Origin of the sequence: Christensenella timonensis (assembly GCF_900087015.1) — a bacterium.
GTDB lineage: Bacteria > Bacillota > Clostridia > Christensenellales > Christensenellaceae > Christensenella > Christensenella timonensis.
Window position 1 is genome coordinate 1,102,367 of sequence record NZ_FLKP01000002.1, and the last position, 25,730, is coordinate 1,128,096.

The 25,730-nt window shown below is 52.1% G+C and carries 23 protein-coding genes, 1 tRNA gene and 2 riboswitches; of the genes, 19 read left to right on the plus strand and 5 right to left on the minus strand.

Going from position 1 to position 25,730, the window contains the following annotated elements:
- Window positions 1-62: 62 nt before the first annotated feature.
- From BN6471_RS06740 to BN6471_RS06760, 5 genes are all read right to left on the minus strand, one after another.
- Entirely contained in the window at window positions 63-317 is a 255-nt protein-coding gene (locus tag BN6471_RS06740) for a GIY-YIG nuclease family protein (protein WP_066646858.1), read from the minus strand.
- Between the two features lie 219 nt (window positions 318-536).
- Window positions 537-1,085 (minus strand): flavodoxin family protein, encoded by a 549-nt coding sequence (locus tag BN6471_RS06745; protein ID WP_066646862.1) that lies wholly within the window; start codon window positions 1,083-1,085, stop codon window positions 537-539.
- Between the two features lie 101 nt (window positions 1,086-1,186).
- A tRNA-Leu gene (locus BN6471_RS06750) sits at window positions 1,187-1,270 on the minus strand.
- A gap of 100 nt (window positions 1,271-1,370) precedes the next feature.
- A complete protein-coding gene (locus BN6471_RS13020) occupies window positions 1,371-2,777 on the minus strand; it encodes a hypothetical protein (protein WP_066646864.1) in 1,407 nt (468 codons plus the stop codon).
- A gap of 80 nt (window positions 2,778-2,857) precedes the next feature.
- Window positions 2,858-4,267: an alanine/glycine:cation symporter family protein gene (locus BN6471_RS06760; RefSeq protein ID WP_066646866.1), complete on the minus strand. Its 1,410-nt coding sequence runs from the start codon at window positions 4,265-4,267 to the stop codon at window positions 2,858-2,860.
- Between the two features lie 125 nt (window positions 4,268-4,392).
- A riboswitch (FMN riboswitch) is annotated at window positions 4,393-4,515 on the plus strand.
- A 66-nt stretch (window positions 4,516-4,581) separates the two neighbouring features.
- Between BN6471_RS06760 and BN6471_RS06765 the strand changes: the two genes are divergently transcribed.
- The 19 genes from BN6471_RS06765 to glgA all read left to right on the plus strand — a co-directional run bounded on the left by BN6471_RS06765 (window position 4,582) and on the right by glgA (window position 25,715).
- Window positions 4,582-5,205, plus strand: a complete 624-nt coding sequence (locus BN6471_RS06765) for an ECF transporter S component (RefSeq protein ID WP_066646875.1) — start codon at window positions 4,582-4,584, stop codon at window positions 5,203-5,205.
- Between the two features lie 71 nt (window positions 5,206-5,276).
- A riboswitch (FMN riboswitch) is annotated at window positions 5,277-5,399 on the plus strand.
- A gap of 65 nt (window positions 5,400-5,464) precedes the next feature.
- A complete protein-coding gene (locus BN6471_RS06770) occupies window positions 5,465-6,067 on the plus strand; it encodes an ECF transporter S component (protein ID WP_066646878.1) in 603 nt (200 codons plus the stop codon).
- Window positions 6,068-6,173: 106 nt separating this feature from the next.
- Window positions 6,174-6,599, plus strand: coding sequence for a tRNA (adenosine(37)-N6)-threonylcarbamoyltransferase complex ATPase subunit type 1 TsaE (gene tsaE, locus BN6471_RS06775; protein ID WP_066646880.1), 426 nt, complete (start codon window positions 6,174-6,176; stop codon window positions 6,597-6,599).
- Window positions 6,596-7,282 (plus strand): tRNA (adenosine(37)-N6)-threonylcarbamoyltransferase complex dimerization subunit type 1 TsaB, encoded by a 687-nt coding sequence (gene tsaB, locus BN6471_RS06780; protein ID WP_066646882.1) that lies wholly within the window; start codon window positions 6,596-6,598, stop codon window positions 7,280-7,282. Before tsaE ends, tsaB begins: the two co-directional genes overlap by 4 nt.
- Entirely contained in the window at window positions 7,272-7,745 is a 474-nt protein-coding gene (gene rimI, locus BN6471_RS06785; RefSeq protein WP_066646886.1) for a ribosomal protein S18-alanine N-acetyltransferase, read from the plus strand. Before tsaB ends, rimI begins: the two co-directional genes overlap by 11 nt.
- Window position 7,746: 1 nt before the next feature.
- On the plus strand, window positions 7,747-8,517 hold the full coding sequence (locus tag BN6471_RS06790; RefSeq protein ID WP_066646889.1) for an alpha/beta fold hydrolase: 771 nt from the start codon (window positions 7,747-7,749) through the stop codon (window positions 8,515-8,517).
- 28 nt (window positions 8,518-8,545) lie between these two features.
- Entirely contained in the window at window positions 8,546-10,189 is a 1,644-nt protein-coding gene (locus tag BN6471_RS06795) for a UDP-N-acetylmuramoyl-tripeptide--D-alanyl-D-alanine ligase (protein ID WP_162270188.1), read from the plus strand.
- Between the two features lie 18 nt (window positions 10,190-10,207).
- Window positions 10,208-10,348, plus strand: coding sequence for a hypothetical protein (locus tag BN6471_RS13025; protein WP_162270189.1), 141 nt, complete (start codon window positions 10,208-10,210; stop codon window positions 10,346-10,348).
- Between the two features lie 31 nt (window positions 10,349-10,379).
- Window positions 10,380-11,549 carry a D-alanine--D-alanine ligase family protein gene (locus BN6471_RS06800; protein WP_066646895.1) on the plus strand — a complete coding sequence of 390 codons (1,170 nt, stop codon included), beginning with the start codon at window positions 10,380-10,382 and terminating at the stop codon, window positions 11,547-11,549.
- Window positions 11,550-11,580: 31 nt separating this feature from the next.
- Complete coding sequence (locus BN6471_RS06805; RefSeq protein WP_066646899.1) at window positions 11,581-12,792, plus strand: NADP-dependent isocitrate dehydrogenase; 1,212 nt, start codon at window positions 11,581-11,583, stop codon at window positions 12,790-12,792.
- Window positions 12,793-12,798: 6 nt separating this feature from the next.
- Complete coding sequence (locus tag BN6471_RS06810) at window positions 12,799-13,296, plus strand: SEC-C metal-binding domain-containing protein (RefSeq protein ID WP_066646901.1); 498 nt, start codon at window positions 12,799-12,801, stop codon at window positions 13,294-13,296.
- Between the two features lie 39 nt (window positions 13,297-13,335).
- Window positions 13,336-14,271: an aldo/keto reductase gene (locus tag BN6471_RS06815; RefSeq protein WP_066646903.1), complete on the plus strand. Its 936-nt coding sequence runs from the start codon at window positions 13,336-13,338 to the stop codon at window positions 14,269-14,271.
- Between the two features lie 156 nt (window positions 14,272-14,427).
- The gene (locus BN6471_RS06820; RefSeq protein WP_066646908.1) at window positions 14,428-16,926 is read left to right on the plus strand and encodes a diguanylate cyclase; all 2,499 of its coding nucleotides are present in this window, start codon (window positions 14,428-14,430) and stop codon (window positions 16,924-16,926) included.
- A gap of 159 nt (window positions 16,927-17,085) precedes the next feature.
- Window positions 17,086-18,558 carry a 4-alpha-glucanotransferase gene (gene malQ, locus BN6471_RS06825; protein ID WP_066646910.1) on the plus strand — a complete coding sequence of 491 codons (1,473 nt, stop codon included), beginning with the start codon at window positions 17,086-17,088 and terminating at the stop codon, window positions 18,556-18,558.
- Window positions 18,559-18,613: 55 nt separating this feature from the next.
- The gene (locus BN6471_RS06830) at window positions 18,614-20,002 is read left to right on the plus strand and encodes a glucose-6-phosphate isomerase (protein ID WP_066646913.1); all 1,389 of its coding nucleotides are present in this window, start codon (window positions 18,614-18,616) and stop codon (window positions 20,000-20,002) included.
- A gap of 41 nt (window positions 20,003-20,043) precedes the next feature.
- Entirely contained in the window at window positions 20,044-21,960 is a 1,917-nt protein-coding gene (gene glgB, locus BN6471_RS06835) for a 1,4-alpha-glucan branching protein GlgB (RefSeq protein WP_082903381.1), read from the plus strand.
- A complete protein-coding gene (locus BN6471_RS06840) occupies window positions 21,956-23,164 on the plus strand; it encodes a glucose-1-phosphate adenylyltransferase (protein WP_278287592.1) in 1,209 nt (402 codons plus the stop codon). The genes glgB and BN6471_RS06840 overlap by 5 nt, the downstream gene beginning before the upstream one ends.
- On the plus strand, window positions 23,158-24,285 hold the full coding sequence (glgD, locus tag BN6471_RS06845) for a glucose-1-phosphate adenylyltransferase subunit GlgD (protein ID WP_066646921.1): 1,128 nt from the start codon (window positions 23,158-23,160) through the stop codon (window positions 24,283-24,285). Before BN6471_RS06840 ends, glgD begins: the two co-directional genes overlap by 7 nt.
- On the plus strand, window positions 24,282-25,715 hold the full coding sequence (gene glgA, locus BN6471_RS06850) for a glycogen synthase GlgA (RefSeq protein WP_066646924.1): 1,434 nt from the start codon (window positions 24,282-24,284) through the stop codon (window positions 25,713-25,715). The genes glgD and glgA overlap by 4 nt, the downstream gene beginning before the upstream one ends.
- The last annotated feature ends 15 nt before the right edge of the window (window positions 25,716-25,730 follow it).

Sequence of the window (25,730 nt, forward strand, 5' to 3'; positions counted from 1 at the left end):
ATAAATAACAGATGGACTGGCCGCAAAAGCCATTATAGAAAGCAAAACGCATAGGCATACGGTCATGGTAAAACGCTAAAATCCTTTGCCAGCGCAAGCTTTTGTTCCCGCGGTAGACGCTTGATGGCGACTTCGCGCCGCATCGCTTCTGCTTTGGTGGGGAAAGTCTCAAAATAAAACAGCGAGACGGGGCGGCGCGCTTTGGTATATTTGGCGCCTCTGCCGGCATTATGCAGGCTGATCCGCTTCGTAAGGTTATTCGTCCATCCGGTGTACAGCGTACCGTCGGAACAGCGAAGAATGTATACATAGTTCATAGAACCATTGTAACAAATGCAAGGAAAAAAGTCTAAGAAGAAAAAAGGCTTCCATAGCGGAAGCCAAGAGAAGAAATTTATGTCAACGCCGCAGCATTATTTTTTGACTACCCCAACCCCGTGGGGATGTAGGGCCGAGGTAGAATTTGTATGATCTAATCATAACCGGCTTTCATGAAGCCAAAATGAAAAAAGTATGAACAAAGTGTAAAGTAAGCATCAGAGGCTTTTGCCCAATGATTCCGCTTTTTGCAGCGCGGCGGGGGCGATGCTGCCCGTTTCATTGGCGCCGCCCTGCCAGACAATGCCTTTGTCTTTCCAGCCCAGGTATTCGATGATCATTTGATATCCCTGGGACACATAATCGTATTCCGGTGCAGTGGGATCGCCGCCGCACAGCAGCAAAGCGCTTTCCTTCACAGCCAATGGACGCAGGCCGCCCTTACCGCCGTAAGCGTACAGCTTATCGATCGCCGCCTTCATCTGCGCAGGAAAACCCATCCAGTATACCGGCGCGCAGAAAACCATGACGTCGCAGCTTTCCAAAAGCGGCTCCAGCTCATGGAAATCGTCTTTCTCGATGCAGGCATGCCCGTCTTCCCAGCACCGGTCGCAGGCGGTGCAGCCGCCGATCTTTTTGATTCCCGCCTCAAATTTTACGGCAGTATGCCCGCTTGCCTGCGCGCCCCTTATCAGCGCGTCCGCCAACAAGTCGCTGTTGCCTCCGCGGAGGGGACTTCCTGTCAGTACCAGTATCTTTTTACCCATCTCACTTACACTCCTTTGCAGAACGTTTTATTTTATTATATATGTAATGGGGAAATAAAAAAAGGGGTTCAAACCACAATCGCGGTTGAACCCCTTTTAGCTGGTGCGGTAGATGGGACTTGAACCCATACGTCATGGACACACGCCCCTCAAACGTGCCTGTCTGCCGATTCCAGCACTACCGCATGAATAATGAATCAGCAAGAAATATTATAGTATACCTTAAGGGCTAAGTCAAGCGTTCCAAAAGAAAAAGAGCGGCGTATTTCACCGCTCTTTTTGCTGTTATTTCTTTTTGTGGCGTGCCACCCGGGAACCGACCTTCGGGGCTTTTGGGTCGCGCGGAACGTCCGTCTTTGCAGGATCGTCTGTGGCGGCGGAAGCACGGTTCAGGTAATGCTCGGGAGCATCGGTACTGTCAGAAATATCCGCAGTGCTCTTTTTATATCCTTTGGGCTGCTGCGTATAGCGGCTGACATCCGAAAGGTCATATCCCTTGGGTTGCTGCGTATAGCGGCTGATGTCGGAAAGATCGTAACCCTCCGGCGTTTTGGGATCAGCTTCCTGCACCCGGGATCCTTCGGGCTGCTGCGTATAGCGGCTGACGTCCGAAAGGTCATAACCGCTTGGCTGCTGTGTATAGCGGCTGATATCCGCCTGATAGCGGTCGTTGAATTCTTCCGCGCTGGTTTTGGGTGCTTCGGGCGCAGGGCCGACATGGTCTTCCGGAAGCGCAGGCTTGCTGGTGTCGCCACCCCTGCTCTTTTTCTTACGGCTCTTCATAAGGAGGATAACGATGATCACGACGGCGATGACGACTGCCGCACCGATCACATAGAATACGAAATTCGGATCGTTATAATAGGCGTTTTGGATGTTATCGCCCAGGTTCGCAAAAAACGAACCAACCGCGGCAAAGCCGGTTGGTGCAGGAGTTGGCTCCGGCGACGGGGCGGGCGTCACAACAACAGCGGTGGTCGGCTGTGGCGTCGGCGCGGGGCTCGGCGACGGGGCAGCGGTCACTGCGGCTGCGGCGGTACTGAATTGAAGGGAATTCAACGGAACCATGGCTTGGTTCAAATAGGTATCGGCCTCGTCGTTTTGATAGAGTAGCGTCACGCTGAAACTGGTATTGTTCTGCGCGAGCATATAAATCCTCGTTGTGTATCCGTTGTCCTCCGCGTGGCGGCCGGTCAGCACGATCGCGGTTTTGCCGTTCAATTGCTCGGTCGTATGGGGATCAAAGACATAGTCTGCGCCAAATTCAGCCTGCTTCTGTGCAACAAGGAAATTGACCTGGTCGTCGTTTAACATGGAGATATCCGTAACGGGGGGCATACTTTCCGCAGGTGTGTCCGAAGAGATCCCTTCCATCGCGTCGGCGCCCGCAGCTCCGGTCGAAGCAGTGAGGGCGAGCGGCGTTTCCGTAACGTCGAGGGAATAGTTGAGCGCATTATCCGTTTCCGTTGCATAAGACGCGATCAAAATCGCGAGGTTTTCGTTTTTATCCTGTATGGATGCGAGCAGCTCCGGCGACATGTTCGTCCCGCCGGGCGTGTAATAATAGGTACCGCTGCCCTCTGGTATCTCTATGCTGAAATCCCCCGCGGGGTCGCTGTAGGGAAGTGCGAACGCGCATACCGGAACCATGATCGCAATGATGAATGCTATAACAGCAGTAATTTTTTTCAAAATAGACCTCCTTAAACAGCTGGGTTATCCCGGTTGATCTGCTCTTTATTATAGTATAACGAACAGGCGTTTTCAATCAGTCAGGATTTTTTTCTGCCGCGTTTTTCGTACTGCAGGAACTTATCGTCAAAATCCCTGGTCTGGGAAACGATGACGCCGGACAAGACGAGCAGGCAAATCAGGTTAGGGATCGCCATCAGCCCGTTTGCGGTGTCGGAAAAGTCCCAAACGATCTCGAGCGTTGTGATCGCGCCGATAAAGACAACTGCGGCAAATAGCGCGCGGTAAATATATTTTGCCTTCATGGAGGGGATCAAAAACTCAAGGCTCTTTTCCCCATAATAGCTCCAGCCGAGGATGGTGGAGAAGGCAAAGAGGATGAGGCCGATGGTTACGATACCGCTGCCCACAGGGCCCATGACGCTGTCGAAAGCGAGGATCGTGAGCGAAGCGCCTGTAACGAGGCTGCCGTCTGCTGCGAGGCTCCCAAGGACGCCGGAAGAAGCGATGGCAAGGCCGGTCAGCGTACAAACGATGATCGTGTCAAAAAACGTACCTGTCATGTTGATGTAACCCTGTCGGCACGGATGGTCGGTTTTGGCGGCTGCGGCAGCAATTGGCGCGCTGCCCAGTCCCGCTTCGTTGGAAAACACACCGCGCGCAACGCCGAAACGCAGGGCGGTCGCGAAGGTAAAGCCGGCAACGCCGCCTAAGATGGAACGCGGGGCAAATGCGCTTTGCATGATCTGTCCAAAACCGGCGGGCAGGTGATCGAGGTTGGAAAAAATAATGATCAAACAGCCGACCGCGTAAAATATGGCCATCACGGGAACGATCTTGGAAGAAACGCTTCCAATGGATTTGATGCCGCCCAAAAGCACGATACCCACCAATACGGCGATCACGATGCCGGTGATCCACGTGGGCACTGCAAAGGTATTGGAAACAGCCTCGGCGATCGAATTGATCTGCGTCAGGTTTCCGATCCCAAAGGAAGCGATGACGGCAAATACTGCAAAGGCAATGGAAAGGACAGTGCCCAGCCATTTTACCTTGAAGCCGTTTTTGATGGAGAACATCGGCCCGCCGGACATTTCGCCGTTGGCATTTTTTTCGCGGTAAAATACGGCAAGTACGGATTCGCCGTATTTGGTCGCCAGGCCAAAAACCGCGGATACCCACATCCAGAAGAGGGCGCCGGGGCCGCCTAGCGTCATCGCTGTCGCTACGCCTACGATATTACCCGTGCCGATCGTCGCGGCAAGTGCGGTCATCAGGGACTGGAACGGCGAGATATCGCCGCTGTCCGTATTGTCTGCCTTGCGGATGCTGTGCTTTGAAAAAACCTGCCGGAGCGCATACCCCAAATTCCGCAGGGGGCGAAACTGCAGGCGGATCATCAGAAAGACGCCCGTCCCTACCAGCAGGGCAAGCATAACAGGCCCCCAAACAAAATCGTTGATACTCTTAAGAATCTCTGGAAATGTCATAAAAACCCCCATCCTCTGACTTGTTGCATTTCAATACCATTCATTCTATAATAAAAGGCTTTTTACTGTCAATTTTGCCGCCTTGACAGGTACCGGGTGATGCGGTATGATAAATACAAAGTGAATGTAGTCTTCGGGGCAGGGCGTAAATCCCTACCGGCAGTACAGCCTGCGAACTCCTGTTATCAGGAGCCGATGCGGTGGAATTCCGCAGCCGACAGTTAAAGTCTGGATGAGAGAAGAAAAATATTGTTTTTCAATATGATTTCCGGGGATGCTTGCATTCGCGGAAATTTTTTATTGGAGGCCTTATCATGGAAACACTTGCACAAAACGCAACACTAAAGAGGAAAATCACGAAAACGCAGTACATCACACGCGTAGCGATTTTGGCTGCGGTCGCATTCGTACTGATGTATGTAGAACTGCCGCTGCCCATCATCCCGCCGTGGCTGAAGCTGGATTTCTCGGAAATACCGGTGCTCCTGGGGGCGTTTGCCTTGGGGCCTGTTGCAGGGATCATTATCCAGGGCATCAAATGCCTGCTGTTTTTATTGATCCGCGGCAGCATGTCGGGCGGCGTGGGTGAGCTGGCAAACTTTTTGATCGGCGTGGCGTTTGTGGTCATCGCGGCATTCATTTACAAGAAAAAGCATAATTTTAAGTTTGCGATTATCGGTACCCTGATTGGTATCTTGGTGGCCGCAGTAGTAGCGGGTATCCTCAATTATTATGTACTGATTCCATTTTATGCCAATACCGGACTCATGCCCATGGATGCGATCATCGCGGCATGTAAGGCGATCAATCCGGCGGCGGATTCGCTTCTTGGCTATGTATTGATCTTTGCGATGCCGTTCACGGCCTTCAAGCTCGCGGTCGACGCAGTGGTCGTTTTCCTGCTCTACAAGAAATTGGCGCGCTTCCTGCATAATTAGTATTTTTGATCGTATAGGGAAAGTAAAGTATTCCGGCGTGGATGCTTGATAGATCATTTTTTAAAAGTGAATGTAATCTTCGGGGCAGGGTGTAAATCCCTACCGGCAGTACAGCCTGCGAACTCCTGTTATCGGGAGCCGATGCGGTGGAATTCCGCAGCCGACAGTTAAAGTCTGGATGAAAGAAGAATATTGTTTTCAATATGATTTCCGGGGATGCTTACATTCGCGGAAATTTTTTATTGGAGGTACTTATTTTATGAAAACACTGGAAAACAAAAACAAACCTAAACTCACGACACGGAATATAACGTCGATCGCTGTCATGGCGGCGCTTTCGATCGTGCTGGTGTATCTGATCCGGATACCGATGTTCCTGCCGTTCCTCGAATACGATCCGGCAGATATACCGATTTTTATTACGACCTTCGCCTTTGGCCCGGGTATCGGCTTTATGCTTACAGTGGTCGTATCGGTTTTGCAGGGAGTCACTGTGAGCGCGTCCTCGGGCATGATTGGAATTGCGATGCATATCCTCGCAACCGGCTCGTTTGTACTGGTAGCCGGTAACATCTATAAACGAAATAAAACGAGGAAAAACGCTGTTGCGGCATTGGTAGCGGGCGTAGGAGCCTGGACGGCGATGATGGTGCTTTGGAATATCATTATGACGCCGCTTTTCATGGGCGTTCCGCGGGAGCAGGTATTGCTGTTGATCGTGCCGGCGATCCTGCCCTTTAACCTGATCAAGGCGGGGATCAACGCTACGGTGACATTTGCGCTGTATAAATCGGTCGGAAGATTGTTCCGTATGCCCGGGGCGCAGGCAGCCGGGAAGAAACAGTGCATACATGGGGAATAACTGCTTCGGTACAAAGAAAACGTTGCGCTTCTTGCATAATTCGCGTTTTTACTATATTATATAACATAAGTATTTTGATATATAATATGAGGAATGAAACGCGTTCATGCAGGAGTTCTTAAGCGATAACGAACAAATGACAAAAGATTTTGCAAAAAAGCTGGCTTCCCGTTTGGTAAAAGGCAGCTTTCTTGCCGTTTATGGAGATTTGGGCGCGGGCAAAACAGCCTTTGTGAAGGGACTGGCGGAAGGGCTCCATGTAACGGAGACGGTCGTGAGCCCGACCTTTACCATCCTGCGCGCATATGAGAGCGGGCGCATGCCGCTGTACCACTTTGACGTGTATCGCATTGCGGACGAGGACGAGCTGTTTGAGATCGGCTTTGACGAATACGTGGCAGGTGACGGCGTGTGCGTGTGCGAATGGGCAGACCTGATCCCCGGCGCGCTGCCACAAAAGAGGCTGGATATCAAAATAGAGCGCATGGGAGACACGCGGCGCAAGATCACGCTTGAAGAGGTGGATGCATGAATATACTGGGTATGGATACCACCGGGACGACATTAAGCGTCGCCATAAGCGAAGATGATTTATTGCTTTCGGAATTATATATCGACAGCGGAAAGAAACATTCGCAGACCCTGATGGTGGCGGTGGACAACGTATTGCGCGCGGCCGGGAAGGATATCGCGGATATCGACGTGTTTGCGGTGTGCGCGGGGCCGGGGTCTTTTACGGGCATCCGCATCGGCGTTTCGGCATGTGCCGCAATGGCGCATGCGGCCGGGAAGCCTGTCGCAGCGGTCAGTACGCTTGACGCGCTGATGGCAAACGCGCCGCAGGATGGGAGCATCGTGTGTGCGGTGATGGATGCGCGCAGGGAAGAAGTATATACCGCGGCTAAGCGGGGCACGCAGACGGTTGTGGGGGAATGCGCAATGCCCTTGAAGGAATTGGTAACAAAACGGCTGCCGCAGGAAAAAATCGTATTTGCAGGTGACGCGGCGCTTAGGTTTGAAGATAAGATTCGGATGTATAATCCGCACAGTGTTTTTTTGCCGCCGCAGTTCATTATGCAGCGGGCGTCGTCCGTATGCGCGATCGCCTATGGACAGGCGCAAAACGGTGCGCTTTTGGCCTATGATGCCCTTTGCCCGCGGTATTTGCGGGAAAGCCAGGCGGAAAGATTGAGGAAAAAAGGCAGTGGAAAATAACGGTATATCGATACGCAGGGCAGAAATCGGGGATCTGGAGCAGATTCATTACTGTGAAAATACAAGCTTCGAGCTTCCGTGGTCGTACGCGATGCTTTACGATGATATCATCGAGAATGAAAACACAGTCTATCTTGTGGTCGAGCTTGACGGAAAAATCATCGGTTATGGCGGGATGTGGATCATCTTTGACGAGGCGCACATCACGAACGTATGTATTTTACCGGAGTACCGCGGCAGGGGATATGCTTATGCGCTGATGCGCGAGCTGATCCATGCGGCGAAGGAACACGGCGCTGATGCGATGTCTTTGGAGGTGCGCGTATCCAACAAGGCGGCTTTAAGGCTTTATAAGAAATGCGGGTTCACCATCCACGGTATCCGCAAACGGTATTACTCCAACAACGGCGAGGACGCTTACGTCATGTGGACGGAGCGCGGCCCGGGACTGGAGGGCTACTGAATTGTTTGAGACGATAGACGGACTCAAGGTGCATTATGAGATCGAGGGAACAGGCAAGGATATCCTGTTGCTGCACGGCTGGGGCGCATGCATCGAAAGCTTTGCGCCTGTTATCAATGCCCTAAAGGTACGCAGGCGCGTGATCGCGCTGGATTTCCCCGGCTTTGGGCGAAGCGAAATGCCGCAGGAGGAAATGACGGTCTATGACTATGCGGAGCTGACCGCGAAATGGATGCGTGAGATGGGCCTTGCGAAAACGGATATCATCTGCCATTCGTTCGGCGGGCGGGTGACGATGCTGCTGGCGTCGAAGTATCCGGAGCTTATAGGCAAGATCGCCTTTGTGGACGCGGCGGGCGTCAAGCCAAAGCGCGGCGCTAAGTATTATGCGAAGGTCTATACCTACAAGCTGTGCAAAAAGCTTGCCAAAAGGCCGGGTATGAAGAAGGCGGCGATGTTTTTCGGGCTGGATGTGGACAAACGTATCAAAAATGCGGGCAGCGACGATTATAAAAACCTGCCGGACTGCATGAAGAAAACGTTTGTCAATGTGGTGAACGAAGATTTGACGCCGTATTTAAAGGATATCAAGTCGCCGTCGCTTTTGATCTATGGCGAAAACGATACGGATACGCCGCTTTATATGGCGCAGACGATGGAAAAGGAGATCGCTGACGCGGGGCTGGTCGTATTAAAGGATGCGGGGCATTTCTCGTACCTGGACCAGTTTGGCCGGTTCATGGCGGTCATCAACAGTTTTTTCAGGGAATAACGGGGTAACGCGAATGGATGCAATGTATATGACGTGGGTAGTAATTTCGACATATCTGGTGTTTGGATCAGTCATCGCCGGGGCTGTACTATCTATGATAGCACAGGTGAAATATATCCATATCATGCAGCTTGAGAGCTATCAGAACGAAGGGTTCTTAAACCGACTGAAGGAAAACCGCAGGAAGCTTTTGATGCCGCCGATGTTTCTCGGATGGATCACGCTGGTGGGCTATTTCTTCTGGTCTTTGCTCGCGACGGCAGGCTCTGCCAATATTGGATTCTTTATCGCCTGCCTTGCCTGCTATGGCGCCGCCTTTGTATTCACAATTTGGTATATCGTCAAGTCGCGCAAAGGGGAAGCCAAAAAACCGTTGGTTTTTACCGCGCGGGTCAAGCGCCTGATCCTGTGCGAAATCATTTTATATGCGGTCATTTGCTGCGTGATCCTGTTTGTCCCCTATATAAACTTTTTCCTGCCGCCGTTCGGGTATTTGGTTTTCATGATCCTGATGCCTTATATGACGCCGCTGGCGGTTAAGATCATGACGCCCGCCGAAAACAGGGTCAAGAACAGGTTCTTAAGCGAGGCAAAACGGAAGATCGACGCAAGGAACGACCTAATCAAGATCGGTATCACAGGCAGCTATGGCAAGACGAGCGTGAAATTTATTTTGGGGACGATCTTAAAACAGAAATACAATACGCTGGTGCCGCCGCAGAGCTACAATACACCCATGGGCTTAACGCGTGTGATCCGCGAGCAGATGACGGACGCAAATGAGGTGTTCATTGCGGAAATGGGCGCGCGGCACGTGGGGGACATTGCGGAGCTTGTCGACCTTGTGCATCCGCAGATGGGTATTTTGACCTCCGTTGGGCCGCAGCATCTGGAAACATTTTACAACATCGAAAATATCGTCAAAACAAAATACGAGTTGATCGCGGGGCTGCCCAAGGACACGGGCGTTGCGTTTTTCAACGGCGACAACGAATACTGCCGCGCGCTTTATGAAAATACGGAGATACACAAGAAGATCCTGTACGCGATGGATTATGAAGGAGAAGCTGACGTGCGCGCAAAGGATATTGCGTTTTCCGCGGAAGGCAGCACGTTTACGGTCGAATGTGCGCAGGGGGAATTTACCTGCACAACGAAGCTTTTGGGGCGGCACAATATCCTCAATATCTGCGGATGTATCGCGGTCGCGCTGGAATTGGGGCTCACGGTGGAGCAGATCCGGCAGGGTGTGCTTCAGGCGCCGCCTGTGGAGCACAGATTGCAGATCGTACCCACAAGCAACGGGATCACGGTGATCGACGACGCTTTCAATGCCAATCCGGCAGGGACGCGCGCGGCGCTCGATGTGCTGAAGTGTTTCAGCGGACAGCGCTTTGTGGTAACGCCGGGACTGGTAGAGCTCGGGGAGCGCGAAGCACAGGAAAATTTTGAGCTTGGCGAAGCGATGGCGCAGGTAGCGACGTATGCGTTCCTGATCGGGCCAAAGCATACGAAGCCTATCTATGAAGGGCTTGTGCGCAGCGGCTTCGCAGCGGACAATATCTATGTGGCAAAGACGCTGGGTGAAGCGACGAATGTCATGGGACACCTGACAAAGCCGGGCGATGTGATTTTGTTTGAAAATGACCTGCCCGACCATTATAATGAATAGGGAGCGTCGCTGGAACCTATGGTTCGGCTAACGACGCCACGGCAAGGGATGCCCATGGGCGCAAGCCGCAGGCGGCGCGAGAAGGGGAACAGCCTGCTGCCCAGATGCTACGCGAATGCGTTGTGTCAGACGTGCATGGCAGGTACGGTAATGACATGAAGTATAAAATTTGCTGAGAGGTAATTTATATATGAAAAAAAATATGGCGGTGTTCTTTGGAGGCAGGAGCGTAGAGCACGATGTCTCCATCATCACCGGAAACCAGATCATCGAAAATGCGGACAAGGAAAAATATAACGTGTTTCCCGTTTATATTGCGCGCAACGGCCAGTGGTTTTGCGGCGATGTGCTCCGCGATACGCAGTACTATAAAGATTTTGACCCGAACGACAAAAAGCTGACCAAAGTCTATTTGGAACCGCACCCGACCAAGGAGCTGAAATACGCGACTAAATTCGGGACAAAGGTATTTGCGCAGATCGACGTGGCGATGCTGGCGATGCACGGCATGCATGGCGAGGACGGCACGCTGCAGGGCCTGATGGAGCTTGCGGACATCCCGTATTCCAGCGCGGGCGTGACGGGAAGCGCGACAGGCATGGATAAGATCGTCATGAAGTGCGCTTTTAGGGGCGCGGGGCTTCCGGTATTGCCGGCGGTGTATTTCGAGCGCAGCGCCTTCCGCGCCGATCCGCAAGCGGTGGTCAAAAAGACGGAGGAGGAGATCGGGTATCCGGTATTTGTGAAGCCGGCGAATCTCGGTTCTTCCATCGGCATCTCCAAAGCCACGAACGCACAGGAGCTTGAAAACGCGCTTGAGATAGCGTTTTCTTATGACCGGCGCGTACTGGCGGAGCATGCGGTGGAAAATTTGGTGGAGATCAACAGCGCCGTCCTTGGTTATGGCGGCGACGTCAAGGTGAGCCTTTTGGAGCAGCCGATTTCCTGGCAGGGATTTTTGGACTTTGAAGAAAAATACCTGCGCAGCGAGGGCGCGTCCAAGGGAATGAAGTCGCTTGCGCGCCAGATTCCGGCGCCCATCGAAAAGGAGCAGACGGACAAGATCGTGCAGATGTCTAAGGAGGTTTTCACGACGCTTGACCTAAAAGGCGTGGTGCGTATCGACTATATCATCGATAAGGATACGAACCAGGTCTATGTGAACGAAGTCAATACGATCCCCGGATCTTTCGCATATTATTTGTACGAACCGATGGGCATCCCTTTTCAGGAGCTGATCGACGAGTGTGTACGCTGCGCGGAGATGCAAATGCGCGACAAACATGACAACAGCTATGCGTTCGATTCCAATATATTGGACAAGATGAAACAGGGCGGGCTAAAAGGGATCAAGAAGTAAGCCGCCGGCGAAAAAACAGGAGGAGTTTGCGATGCAGAAAATCAAAATGGCTGTGCCTCTCGTGGAGATGGACGGCGACGAAATGACGAGGATCATCTGGGACATGATCAAAAAGAACCTGCTTACCCCCTATATCGACCTGAATACGGAGTACTACGACTTAGGGCTCCCATACAGGGACGAAACGGACGACAAGGTTACCTATGATGCGGCGAACGCGATCAAGAAATACGGGGTTGGCGTGAAGTGCGCGACCATCACGCCCAACGCACAGCGTGTGGAAGAATATAAACTCAAGGAAATGTACAAGAGCCCCAACGGGACGATCCGTGCGATCCTCGACGGAACGGTGTTCCGTGCCCCTATCGTTGTGGACGGCATTTCTCCTTCTGTCAAGACGTGGAAAAAACCCATCACCATCGCGCGCCACGCATACGGCGACGTTTACCGCAACACGGAATACCGCGTGAGCGCAAATACGAAATTCGAGATGGTATTTGAAACAGACGGCAAGGAAACGCGGCTGCCTGTGTTTGAATACGAGGGCGGCGGTGTTGCGCAGGGGATGTACAACACAGACAAGTCCATCGGCAGTTTTGCGCGCAGTTGCTTTAACTATGCGATCGACACCAAGCAGGATCTCTGGTTCGCGACGAAGGACACGATCTCCAAGATATACGACCACACGTTCAAGGATATTTTCCAGGAGATCTATGATGGCGAATACAAGGAAAAATTTGAAGCGCTGGGCATCGAATATTTCTATACGCTGATCGACGATGCAGTCGCGCGCGTGATCCGTTCGGAAGGCGGCTATATCTGGGCGTGCAAAAACTATGACGGAGATGTGATGAGCGACATGGTGGCAACGGCGTTCGGCAGCCTCGCCATGATGACGTCCGTGCTTGTATCGCCGGACGGCAACTACGAATACGAGGCGGCGCACGGAACGGTGACGCGCCACTATTACAAGCATCTTGAGGGGGAAGAAACGTCCACCAATTCCATGGCGACAATCTTCGCATGGTCGGGCGCGCTCAAAAAACGCGGCGAATTGGACGGCAACAAGGAACTGGAAGCCTTTGGCGACGCATTGGAGCGTGCGTCCATCCGTACCATCGAGGAAGGCGTGATGACCAAGGACTTAGCGCTCCTGTGGGAAAAGGAAGAAAAGACGGTCGTCAATACGGAAGGTTTTATCAAAGAAGTAGCCAAGAGACTGGATCAAGAATTGAGGGGTTAAGAAGCAATGAAATTGTACGAACAATGGCAGCAGCTTGCGCAGATGGCGCAGACGCCGCAGCAGCAACAGGCGTTTTGGGATGATTATTTTGCGGCGGAAACGCAGGTCTACAAAACGATCCTGGCGGACACCAGCGTCCTGCATGAGGGGACGATGGGAGAGGTTGCAGCCAAATTCGATATGGAGCCGGTGGTTTTCTGCGGCTTTATGGACGGGATCAATACCAGCCTGAAAAAAGAGGTCGATGTTGAAAAGCTGGAGGAAGAAACGCCCATCAAGCTGGACATCGATTTTGAAAAACTTTTTTACAACATGAATGACGCGAAGGCAAAGTGGTTATACACACTAAAGGAATGGGACGGTGTGCTTAGCCAGGAGAAACGCGACGATATCACGCGGCAGTGGCGCATGGCGGGGCAGGCAAAAAGCGAAAAAACGGTGGGCAGGAACGACCCGTGCCCGTGTGGAAGCGGTAAGAAGTATAAGAAGTGCTGCGGGAAATAGCGCGGTATGCGGCTGGCCCGCGGCCAAAAGGAGCGGTGTATGAAATATTTTAAAGTACCGAATACGAACCTTGAAGTATCCAATGTCGTCATGGGATGTATGCACTTAACGGAGCTTTCAAAGGCGGATGCTCGTAAGCTTATCGAGACGGCGCAGGAGCAGGGGATCAATTTTTTTGACCACGCCGATATTTACGACGATGGCAAATGCGAGACCCTGTTTGCAGAAGCGGTTGAAATGAACGACGACAAGCGCGAGAAAATGATTCTCCAAAGCAAGTGCGGGATCGTAAAATGCCCCGGGGACTGGGCCTATTACGATTTTTCGAGGCAGCATATCTTAGAAGCGGTCAAAGGTATCCTGAAGCGGTTAAAAACAGATTATCTGGATGTATTGCTGCTGCACAGGCCGGATACGATGATGCAGCCGGACGAGATCGCGGAAGCGTTCGATTACCTGCATGCCAAGGGCATGGTGCGTTATTTCGGCGTTTCCAACCAGAACCCCATGCAGATGCAGTTGATCCAGGGATCGGTGAAGCAGAAGCTTGCGTTCAACCAGCTTCAATTGAGCCTTGCCCATACGCCGCTCATCGATGCGGGCATGTCCGTCAATATGAAGCTTGACCAGAGCACGGACAGGGATGGCAGTATCCTTGAGTATTGCAGGCTGAATGAGGTGACGGTACAGGCATGGTCGCCGTTCCAGAAGGGATTCTTTGACGGGCCGTTTTTGGGCGACAAGGAAAACTATGCGCAGCTTAACCGGGTGATCGACCGCCTGGCGGAAAAATACAGCGTACCGAATACGGCGATCGCCGTCGCGTGGATCACGCGCCATCCGGCGAAGATGCAGGTCGTCACGGGGACGACCAAGCGGGCGCGGCTTGCCGATTGCTGCGCAGGGTCGCAGGTACCGCTCACCAAGCAGGAATGGTACGAGCTGTATCGGGCGGCAGGGAATATGATCCCGTAAACAAAGACTTGTAAAACGGTTCCGCAGTGAAATGCGGAACCGTTTTTTGTCCGACTTTTACGTGCGGTTTTAAGATGTAAAAAATGTATGTACAAATTGCGCTTTTGGCTTATATGGGATATAATGGGAGGCAGTACAGGAAAGCAAGGATAACCAATGTATACTGGAATTCCCAAAAAATTACATATGGTATGTGCATGTATGGTTGCGCTGCTCTTTTTGGCAGGTGCATTTTTTCCGGTTATAGGGCATGCTCAGGAAAAAAAGAATACCATTCGTGTCGCGTATCCGATCCAGCACGGCCTGACCGAGCTTGACGAAAATGGGAATTACAGCGGATATACCTATGAATATTTGCAGGAGATCGCGCAGTATACCGGCTGGGATCTCGAATTCGTGCAGTTCGCAGGGGAAGTCGACGAGCAGCTCAACAGTGCCCTGGAAACGGTACAAAGCGGTGAAGTGGATGTGATGGGCGGTATCGTCTACAATGAGGAACTGGCGAAGATGTACGATTATCCGAGCTATAATTATGGGACGGGATATTCGACACTGAATGTGCTGGAAGATAACACGAAGATCAATGAGACCAACCTGAAAACACTGGATAATATAAGGATTGCAATCTATGAGAAAGCGGTCACGCGCAATGCCGAGCTGCAGCAATTTTGCGAGGCCAATGGACTTTCTCCCGAGATTATTTCCTTTGATTCGCTCAAAGGGGCGGAAGACGCGGTCCGCGATGGGCAGGCCGATGCGATGATCGGGAATGACCTGACGCCGGTTGAGGGCATGCGCAGCGTCGCAAATTTTGCGCCTAAGCCATATTATTTTATTGCCACAAAAGGGGATACGGAAATCGTCAATGGCCTTAACGCGGCAATTTTGAAGATCAACGACGCCGATCCGTATTTTGCGACGACGCTTTATGAGAAATACTTCAAAAACGATACGGGTAAGCTGTATCTTTCAGATGAAGAACAGGAATATGTGCAAAATGCCGGAACCATTCGTGTGGGCGTCACGACGGGGAGGGCGCCTTTTCAATATGTGGACGAGCAAAGCGGTGAAGCAAAGGGGATTTCGATTGATTTGCTTGATTATATTTCAGAAAGCACGGGGCTTTCCTTTCAAATCGTGACCGCATCGGATTACGATGAACTGATGCAATTGGTGAATGACGGCGATGTGGAGATGATCGCAGGGATGAACTACGATTACGATACCGCCGCTGAATATGGAGCGGCGTTAACGCGGCCGTTCATAACATCGCAGTCTGTGCTTGTCCTCAATAAGAAGGCGGAGAATAGTGATTTGACTGGCAAAAAAGTAGCGGTGGTCGAGGGCACGATCCTGCCGGAGGGATACGAAGAAGAGGTAGTAGTTTTATGGTATACCACTCCGGAAGCATGCATCTCAGCAGTCAATAAGGGAGAAGTGGATTATACCTATGGGGACGGTTATGCCGTACAGTATTATGTCAATCAGTCGCGGTATGAAAATGTCGTGCTTATTCCGCAGTCCAGCCAGACGCAGAAGCTATGTTTCGGCATCGTAAAGCCAGCCGACGCAAACCTGCTTTCGACGATCAACAAAGCGATACGCAGTATTCCGACGGAAACGATGCAGTCGATCATGAACAGTAATACGATCCGGCCGCAGGACAAAGTCACATGGACGGACTATGTGGAATCGAACCCGTGGGAAGTCCTTGCAGCGGTCATCGTTCTCGCAGCGGCCGTAATCGTATTGCTGGCGCTGTTTTCCAGGCGGCGGGCGCGCCTCAGCAGGAAGGTTGCGCTGGAAAACGAACGGTTCAGGCAGTTATACGACTTATCCAACGAATATATCTTTGAATACAACTTCGAAAAGGATGAAATGATCTTCTCAGAGAGAAGCGCGCGTTTGTTTGATTCCGAACGGGTGGTCGGGAATTATTTTGCACACCTGCAGGAGGCATCGGGAGAAGGGAAAGATATCAGCGAAGCTTTCGGTAAGCTCAAAGAGGAGGGCGGTACCGTGGAAGATGTGCAGGTGAAGCTGCCCGACGGCAAGCTGCACTGGCTACGCATTACCGCAAAGGCCGTTTATGATTCGGAAGGTAAGCTGATTATGGCGATCGGTAAGATCGTGGACATACAGGAAGAGCGGGAGGAAAAAGACCGACTGCTCGCCCAGGCGCAAAACGATAGCCTGACCAATATCTACAACGCCGCGTCCTGCCGAGAAAAGGTGGATGGATATTTAAGACAGGCGAAAGAGGGCCGTGCAGGCGCGCTTTTGATACTGGATATCGACCATTTCAAAAGCATCAACGACAGGTATGGCCATTATGTCGGGGATCAGGTGCTGATCAAGACGGCAGAAGTTTTGAAGAAAGTGTTCCGGGTGGACGACGTGGTCGGGCGTTTGGGCGGCGACGAATTTTGTATTTTTATGAAGGGGGCGCACGAAACGCGGCAGGTCAGAAAAAAGTACGAGGAGGTCAGGTCGGAGCTCCGCAAAAGGATTGAACTGCAGGGCGGCGAACTCACGGTCAGCGTAGGCGCGGCTTTTACAGAAAAAGGACAGGATTTTACAGAGGTATACAAGAAAGCGGATGCGGCGCTGTATGTTGTCAAGGAGCGCAGCAGGGACGGGATAGAAATAATCTGACAATTTTTTCCAAAAGAAAAGGGCGTAAACATCAGTGTTTACGCCCTTTTTTACGAATGTCAAGCGATGGCGCGTATGTAAAGTTTATGAAAAGACCTATACTTTTAACGGGGATAACTATATAATAATAGTAACCAATCAAGTGATGGAGAATGGCTTATGAAAAGGGGAAGCGGGGTCTTACTGCATATCACATCCTTACCCTCTCCGTATGGGATCGGTACGCTTGGAAAGGCGGCGTACGACTTTGTCGACGCGCTTCATGAGGCGAAGCAGTCGTACTGGCAGATGCTGCCTACGCCGCCCACCGGTTATGCCGACAGTCCATACCAGGGGCTTTCCGCCTTTGCCAACAATCCATATTTTATCGACCTTGACCTTCTGATCGAAGAAGGACTGCTGGAAAAAGAGGACGCCGCACCGCTCGTAACGGATGAGCATGGCAAGGCGCTTTTCGGAAACCAGCTGATGTACAAAGACGACATTCTGAAAAAAGCCTACCGCAATGGGATCAAGAGGTACAAAGACGAATTCACTGGGTATAAATATGCAAACGCGGATTGGCTGTTCGATTATTCGCTTTTCGCTGTGTTTCGCAGGCAATTCCGTTCACGGGGCTATTTTGACTGGGATGAGAAGGTAAAGCGGCGTGACCAGGCGGCGGTGATGGAGCTGGCACAGGAGCACGAGGAAGAGATCGAAGCAGTTCGTTTTGCGCAATTCCTGTTTGAAAAGCAGTGGCGTGCTTTAAAAGAATATGCGAACGGAAAAGGGATCAGTCTGATCGGCGATATCCCCATTTATGTCTCTTTTGATTCGGACGCGATGTGGGCGCACCCGGAGCTGTTCCTGCCAAACGGTATGGTGGCGGGAACGCCGCCCGATTGCTTCAGCAGACAGGGGCAAATGTGGGAAAACCCGCTTTATGACTGGGATTATATGAAAGAGCACGGATTTTCGTGGTGGGTCGAGCGGGTCAAACGGTGTTTTGAATTCTTTGATATCATCCGCATCGACCATTTCCGTGGATTTGAATCATTTTACCAGATCCCGCGGGATAAAAAACCAAAGGACGGGCACTGGGTCAAGGGCCCGGGGCACGACCTGTTCGAAGCGATCAAGCGGGAGGTGCCGTATCCGGCGATCATCGCGGAGGATCTGGGCTTGATCACGCAGGAAGTACGGGATTTTTTAGGGCGGTGCGGGTTCCCCGGCAATAAGGTGCTCCAGTTTGCCTTTGAACAGCAAAACAGCGAATATTTGCCGCACAACTATCCGCATCATTGCGTCGCCTATACGGGGACGCACGATAACGATACGACAAAAGGCTGGTTTACACATCTCGGCGAACAGGGCAGGGAACGGCTGTTTGCCTATCTTGGGCACGAGTGTGGAAAAAACGAGGCGGCGTGGGAATTGATCCGCTTGGCAATGATGAGTGTGGCGGATATTTGTATCATCCCGATGCAGGACATTTTGAACCTGGGGACATCGGCGCGCATGAACTATCCGGGGCGCGCGCTCGGGTATTGGAAATGGCGCATGAAACCGGAGGCGTTCACAGATAAGGTGAAAAAGCGCCTGCGTGAAACGACAGAAATATATGGCCGTGCGTGCGAAACGGAAGCGTAAAAAACAGCCCTTGCAGGCTGCGTAAATTCAAGAAAAAATGACGGAGGAATAAAAGATGAAAATTGATTTTAACAATATGCTGGAAAAGAACGTGGGCAAGCATGGGCTTACGGAGGAACAGATCAACAAGATGAGCGAAAAGATCCCCATGGTGCACCGCAATATGAATGAAAAGAAGGCTTCCATGGCATGGCGCTCGCTGCCGTATAACCAAAAAGAGATCGTAGCGGATATGAAGGCACAGGCACAGCGCATCAATGCGGATTTTGAAAATTTTGTCGTGCTTGGGATCGGCGGTAGCGCGCTCGGTTCAAAGGCGCTGTTTACCGGGACGAAGCACCTGAAATACAATGAAATCCCGCGTGAAAAACGCGGCGGCGTACGGTTTTATGTGGTGGACAATGTGGATCCGGACGGGATCAACGCGCTGCTCGACGTGATCGACGTCAAAAAGACGTGCTTCCACGTGATCACCAAGAGCGGCAATACAGTCGAAACGATGTCGCAGTTTATGATCGTCCTCGCAAAATTGAAGGAAGAACTGGGTGACAATTACAAAGACAATATCGTGATCACTACCGACAAGGAAAACGGGATCATGAAGAAAATATCCAACCAGTACGGGTTCAAGACATACACCGTGCCGGACGGCGTGGGCGGACGTTTTTCCGTACTGTGCCCGGTCGGCCTGCTTTCCGCGGCAGTCCTGAATATCGATATTGACGCCCTCCTCGGCGGCGCGGCGGCGATGGACGAAGCGTGCACGAGGGAGAACCTCTGGGAAAACCCGGCATACATGTATGCGCTGCTCTATTGCGCGGCCATGGAAAGCGGTGTGAATATTTCAGTTATGATGCCGTATGCGGACGGGCTTTTAAATATGGCGGAATGGTATGCGCAGCTTTGGGCGGAATCCCTCGGCAAGCATTACAGCAATGACGGCAGCGAGGTATATACGGGGCAGACGCCTGTACGCGCGCTGGGCGTTACGGATCAACATTCGCAGGTGCAGCTCTACACGGAAGGGCCGTTTGACAAGATCATCGCCTTTGTGGATGTGGAGGAGTTCAATACACAGCTTAAAATCCCCATGGTTCCCATCGACGTGATGGATGCGGCGTATTTGCAGGGACAGACGTTAGGTAAGCTGATCGCGTCTGAAATGCGGGCAACGGAATATGCGGTCACAAAATCCGGGAAAATGAATATGCGTATCACGCTTTCCAGGATGGATGCATACAATATCGGCGCCATGTTTTTCTTGCTGGAAATGGCGACGGCGGCGGCGGGCGAGCTGCTTGAGATCAATGCGTTCGACCAGCCGGGCGTAGAGGAGGGTAAGATCGCGACTTTCGCCCTGATGGGACGTGAAGGGTACGAAAAAAAGGCGGAGGAATTAAATCAGGCTTCCGATAAGGACGATCAGTTTATCTATAACGTGTAAAGACTGCAGCAGGCTGTATAAAAACGAAAAAGGTGGACATGATGCGGGACGCATGGAAGAAGTATTTGCCGGAGCATGAAATATATTTGTTCAATACCGGAGAGGCGCAGCGCGCGTACGATTTCTTCGGCTGCCACTATGTGGAAGAAATCGGCATGCACCGCTTTTGCGTGTGGGCGCCAAATGCCCGTGCCCTAAGTGTCGTTGGGGATTTTAACGGCTGGGACGTGGCGGCAAGCCCGATGGAGCTTTATAAAAACGGCGTATGGGTCGCGTTCATCGAAGGGCTGAAGGACGGGGAAAATTACAAGTATGCGGTTCATGGCTACGACGGCAGCCGGGTTCTCAAAAGCGACCCGTTCGCTTTCCATTGTGAGGTGCGCCCGCAGACCGCGTCCAAGGTATGGGACATCGGCGGATACGAGTGGCTGGACGGCGCTTACATGAAAAGGCGCGTCAAGAAAAACCCGTTGAGCGATGCCGTTTCCATCTACGAGCTGCACATCGGTTCCTGGCGGACAAAAGAGGGATACCGCTTCGTAAGCTTCCGCGAGGTAGCGGACGAGCTGGCGGATTATGTGTCGGAGATGGGCTATACGCACGTGGAGATCATGCCTGTGGCGGAATACCCCTACGACGGTTCCTGGGGGTACCAGATCACGGCGTTTTATGCGATCACCTCGCGTTACGGGACGCCGCAGGATTTCATGTATTTTGTGGACAAGCTCCATTCCCGCGGGATCGGCGTGATTATGGACTGGGTGCCGGGGCACTTTCCCAAGGACGAGCACGGCCTGGCTAAGTTCGACGGTACGCACCTTTTTGAGCACGAAAACGTGTTACAGCGCGAACACCCGCAGTGGGGAACGCTCATCTTCAATTACGGGCGGCCGGAGGTCGTGAGCTTCCTCGTTTCAAATGCGATGTTTTTTATGGACAAATACCATGTTGACGGGCTGCGTGTGGATGCGGTAACTTCCATGCTGTATTTAAACTACGCGCGCGACGGGTATTATGTGCCCAATGAAGAGGGCGGCAATATCGACCTCAATGCCGTGAAATTTTTAAAGAAAGTCAACAGCGTCGTGCTGACGAATTACGCGGGAGCCATGACCATCGCTGAAGAAAGCACGGCCTATCCGATGATCACTAAGCCGCCTTACGACGGCGGGCTGGGGTTCACTTTCAAATGGAACATGGGTTTTATGCACGATACGCTCGCGTATATGGAAATGGATCACTACTTCCGGCAGTTTGAGCATACCAAAATGAGCTTTTCCATGTACTATGCGTTTACGGAAAATTATATTTTGGCCTATTCGCACGACGAGGTCGTACATGGCAAGAAATCCATGATCGATAAGATGTTCGGCGATTATTGGCAGAAGTTTGCCGCACTGCGGACGCTATATGCCTTCATGTTTGCCCATCCGGGCAAAAAGCTGATGTTCATGGGAGACGAATTCGCCCAATTCATCGAATGGGATTTTAAAAAGCAGCTCGACTGGTTTTTGCTGGATTACGATTCCCACGCAGGGATGCAGCGGTATGTTAAAAAGCTGAATAAGATATATCGTAAAAAAAGCGCGCTGTATGAGATCGATGACAGCTGGGACGGCTTTACGTGGCTCAACGTGGACGACCGCGACAGGAGCGTATATGCCTTTATGCGCAACGCAGGAGATAAGCATGTGGTGTGTATTGTGAATTTTACGCCTGTCGTGCGGGAGGACTATTGGGTCGCGATGCCCGCGCAAGGGGAGCTCAAGCTGCTTTTGAACAGCGACGGGCAGGTATACGGCGGCTCGGGCGTGGAGAGCGCAAAAAAATGCTTTACACAGAAAAAAGGAATCAACGGTTTTGAATATAGCGCAGTCGTTACAGTGCCGCCGCTGGGGGCATTGTACTACGAATTTGCCGCAAATGAAGAGGAAAAGGGGATGACGCTCGATGATTAAAAAGAAAAAAGTAGTTGCCATGCTTCTTGCCGGGGGGCAGGGAAGCAGGTTGGGGGTGCTCACAAAGCACAGGGCCAAACCGGCCGTGACCTACGGAGGAAAGTATCGTATCATCGATTTCCCGCTCTCCAACTGCATCCATTCCGGTATCGATACGGTAGGGGTGCTGACACAGTACGAGCCGCTGGAATTAAATGCCTACATCGGCACGGGCGCGTCGTGGGATCTCGACAGTATGACGGGCGGAGCGTTCGTGCTGCCGCCCTATGTAAAGGGCGAGAGGGGCGAATGGTATTCGGGAACGGCGAATGCGATCTACCAGAACATTTATTTCATCGAGAGGTACGATCCGGAATATATCGTGGTGCTCTCAGGGGATCACATCTACAAGATGGATTACAGCCAGATGATTTCTTTCCATGAGGAAAACGGTGCGGATGCGACGATCGCGGTCATCGAAGTGCCGATGGAGGAAGCTTCGCGTTTCGGTATCATGAATACGGACGATGACCTGCGTATCATCGATTTTGAAGAAAAACCAAAAAAGCCGAAGAGCAACATGGCTTCGATGGGCGTCTATGTATTCAGCTGGAAAAAGGTCAAGGAATACCTGGTCGCGGATTCCAAGGACGAAAAATCGTCCAATGATTTTGGAAAAAATATCATTCCCAAAATGCTGGCCGCAGGGGAAAAGCTGTATGCATACCCCTTTAAAGGGTACTGGAAGGACGTGGGGACGATCACTTCCCTCTGGGAAGCCAATATGGAGCTGCTGCACGACCATCCCGAACTCGATTTGTATGACGATCCGTGGCGTATTTTCTCGCATAACCCGAATAAACCGCCGCATTTTGTGGACAAGGGCGCGAAGATCAAGAATAGCCTGATCTCCGAAGGATGTTATATCTATGGGACAGTGGAAAACAGCATCCTCTCCGCGGGCGTCACGGTAGAAAAGGGAGCTGTGGTACGCGACAGTATCATCATGCAGGAAACGTTGATCGGCGAAAAGAGTAAGATCATCATGAGCATCATAGACGAGGAAGTCAAGGTCGAGCGGTGCGCCGTGGTCGGCGGGGGCGGGGACATCGCCGTCGTGGGCAGCAAAGCGGTGATCCGCGAAGGCGCCGTCGTAGAAGCGGGGGAGAGCATATCCGCCAAGCGGATCGTCAAAAATACGGCTGGAGGTGAAGTCATATGTTAAGGGATACTTTCGGCCTCATTTATGCGGGCGAACAAAACATTAACCTGCGCGAACTCGTATACCTGCGTACCGTAGGCGCATTGCCGGTAGGCGGGCGTTACCGCGCGATCGATTTTATCTTGTCCAACATGGTCAATTCAGGGATCCGCAACGTGGGCGTGATCGCCCAACGCAGTTATCATTCGCTGATGGACCATCTGGGCTCGGGCAAGGAATGGGACTTGTCGCGTAAAAATGACGGCCTGTTTATCCTGCCGCCTTTTTCCAGCGCGGAAAACATGGGTTCTTACCGCGGCGTGGTTGACGCGATCAAAGGCGTGATGAGTTATATTTCGCGCTCCAAGCAGCAATATTGCGTGTTCTCCGGGTCGTTTACGATCTACAATATGGCGTTTGACGACATGGTGCACTACCATCTCGATACCGGGGCGGATATCACGATGTTGTACAACGAAGAGGAAGCGGAAGACTTCAAAGGCGAGCGCTACAACGATGTGCGCCTGCACTTAAGCGACGACGGACGGGTGGTAGACCTGGAGATCAACGCCGCACTGAGCGATTCCAAAAAGGTGGGCATGGACACATATGTGATCCGCAAAGACCTGCTGGAATACTTGGTGGAGGACTGCATGTCGCGCGGGAAATATAATTTTGTGAGCGACCTGTTGATGAACAACCTAAACCGCATCAAGATCATGGGCTACAAGCATGACGGCTATGTGGGGCGCCTGCATTCGGTTGCCTCCTACTACAAGCTGAACATGGATTTTTTGGATACGCGCATCCAAAAAAACCTTTTCTATGGCGACAACCAGATCTACACCAAGATCAAGGATGAGGTGCCTGCGAAATACGCCAAGACATCCAACGTAAAAAATTCGTTGGTCGCAAACGGCTGTATTATCGAGGGAGAGGTGGAGAACAGTATCCTGTTCCGCGGCGTTTACGTGGGAAAGGGCACGAAGATCAAAAACAGTATCATAATGCAAAACAGCGAAATATACAACAATTCCGACCTGGAATACGTGATTTTGGACAAGTCGGTCAATATCCGGCAGGGCCGCCGCCTGATCGGCGACGAGGTATTCCCGGTCATTATCCGTAAGGGGGCGATCGTGTGAGCAGCTTAAAAGTCCTGATCGCGGGCGCGGAGGCAACGCCGTTTGCCAAAACGGGAGGACTTGCGGACGTGATCGGCGCACTGCCGCGCAGTTTGGCAAAGCAAGGGGTCGACGTCCGGGTGATCATGCCCAAGCACGGCGCCGTCAAGCAGAATTACGGGGATCGGCTGAAGGTCATCGCCACAATGAACATCCAAATGGGCTGGCGCACGCTTTACATGGGTCTGGAAACGCTCGTCCAAGACGGCGTGACCTATTATTTCATCGACAATGAATATTATTTCGGCGACTGTATCTATAAAGGCGGGGAAGCGGAGGCGGAGCAGTACGCCTACTTTTGCCGCGCCGTGATCGAGGCGCTCCCATACCTTGATTTCCTGCCGGACGTGATCCACTGTAACGACTGGCACACGGCGATGATCCCCTTCCTTTTGAAAACGCAGTATTGCGATACGCCGCAGGGTAGGGCAAAGACGATCCTGACGATCCACAACCTGCAATACCAGGGACAGATATCCTTTGATCTGGCGCGCGATATCCTGCAGGTGGACGACAGGTATTTCACGTCCGACTGCCTGGAAGCCTACGGCAGCGCCAACATGATGAAAGCGGGACTGCTGTTTTCCGATAAGATCACGACAGTCAGCCCGACGTATGCGCGGGAGATCCTCGACCCATATTACGGCCGCGGCATGGAGGGTATCCTCAATATGCGCAAGGACGACCTGGTGGGGATACTCAACGGTATCGACGCGGTGGAGTTTGACCCGTCGCGCGATTCGCACCTGGAAAAAACGTATTCGCAGGACGATATGTCCGGTAAATATGAAGACCGCAATGCATTGCTCGGCGAGCTTGACGTACATGTGAACCCGGGGACACCGGTGATCGGTATGGTTACGCGCTTGACGGAGCAAAAAGGCCTCGACCTCGTGCGCGCCGTTCTGGAGGAGGTGCTGTTTGAAAACGTGGCCTTTGTCCTGCTCGGGAGCGGGGAGGCGCAATATGAAAATTATTTCAAGTACATTGCGGGGCGTTATCCGGAGAAAACGGCCATTTGCCTCGGCTACAGCGACCCGCTGGCGCACAGGATATACGCGGGAAGCGATTTCCTGCTCATGCCGTCCATGTTCGAGCCGTGCGGTATCTCGCAGATGATCGCGCAGCGTTACGGTACGCTGCCCATCGTGCGTGAAACGGGCGGCCTTGCGGATACGGTGCAGCCGTACAACATCTATTCGCAGGAGGGAAACGGCTTTTCCTTTACGAATTACAACGCCCATGACATGCTGAACGTGATCCGTTTCGCGCTCACGGTATTCGAGGATAAACCCGCCCTGGCAAAGCTTATGAGGGGGGCAATGGATATCGACAACAGCTTCGATAAGTCTGCGGCCGAATACGCGAGCTTATATAAGAGTATTTTATAGGATAAGTATGGAGGA

Bases quoted from the DNA above. Each gene is read 5' to 3' on its own strand.
- BN6471_RS06740 (WP_066646858.1), bottom strand. From the start codon at position 317: ATGAACTATGTATACATTCTTCGCTGTTCCGACGGTACGCTGTACACC.
- BN6471_RS06745 (WP_066646862.1), bottom strand. From the start codon at position 1,085: ATGGGTAAAAAGATACTGGTACTGACAGGAAGTCCCCTCCGCGGAGGC.
- BN6471_RS06760 (WP_066646866.1), bottom strand. From the start codon at position 4,267: ATGACATTTCCAGAGATTCTTAAGAGTATCAACGATTTTGTTTGGGGG.
- BN6471_RS06765 (WP_066646875.1), top strand. From the start codon at position 4,582: ATGGAAACACTTGCACAAAACGCAACACTAAAGAGGAAAATCACGAAA.
- BN6471_RS06770 (WP_066646878.1), top strand. From the start codon at position 5,465: ATGAAAACACTGGAAAACAAAAACAAACCTAAACTCACGACACGGAAT.
- tsaE (WP_066646880.1), top strand. From the start codon at position 6,174: ATGCAGGAGTTCTTAAGCGATAACGAACAAATGACAAAAGATTTTGCA.
- tsaB (WP_066646882.1), top strand. From the start codon at position 6,596: ATGAATATACTGGGTATGGATACCACCGGGACGACATTAAGCGTCGCC.
- BN6471_RS06795 (WP_162270188.1), top strand. From the start codon at position 8,546: ATGACGTGGGTAGTAATTTCGACATATCTGGTGTTTGGATCAGTCATC.
- BN6471_RS13025 (WP_162270189.1), top strand. From the start codon at position 10,208: ATGGTTCGGCTAACGACGCCACGGCAAGGGATGCCCATGGGCGCAAGC.
- BN6471_RS06800 (WP_066646895.1), top strand. From the start codon at position 10,380: ATGAAAAAAAATATGGCGGTGTTCTTTGGAGGCAGGAGCGTAGAGCAC.
- BN6471_RS06805 (WP_066646899.1), top strand. From the start codon at position 11,581: ATGCAGAAAATCAAAATGGCTGTGCCTCTCGTGGAGATGGACGGCGAC.
- BN6471_RS06810 (WP_066646901.1), top strand. From the start codon at position 12,799: ATGAAATTGTACGAACAATGGCAGCAGCTTGCGCAGATGGCGCAGACG.
- BN6471_RS06815 (WP_066646903.1), top strand. From the start codon at position 13,336: ATGAAATATTTTAAAGTACCGAATACGAACCTTGAAGTATCCAATGTC.
- BN6471_RS06820 (WP_066646908.1), top strand. From the start codon at position 14,428: ATGTATACTGGAATTCCCAAAAAATTACATATGGTATGTGCATGTATG.
- malQ (WP_066646910.1), top strand. From the start codon at position 17,086: ATGAAAAGGGGAAGCGGGGTCTTACTGCATATCACATCCTTACCCTCT.
- BN6471_RS06830 (WP_066646913.1), top strand. From the start codon at position 18,614: ATGAAAATTGATTTTAACAATATGCTGGAAAAGAACGTGGGCAAGCAT.
- glgB (WP_082903381.1), top strand. From the start codon at position 20,044: ATGCGGGACGCATGGAAGAAGTATTTGCCGGAGCATGAAATATATTTG.
- glgD (WP_066646921.1), top strand. From the start codon at position 23,158: ATGTTAAGGGATACTTTCGGCCTCATTTATGCGGGCGAACAAAACATT.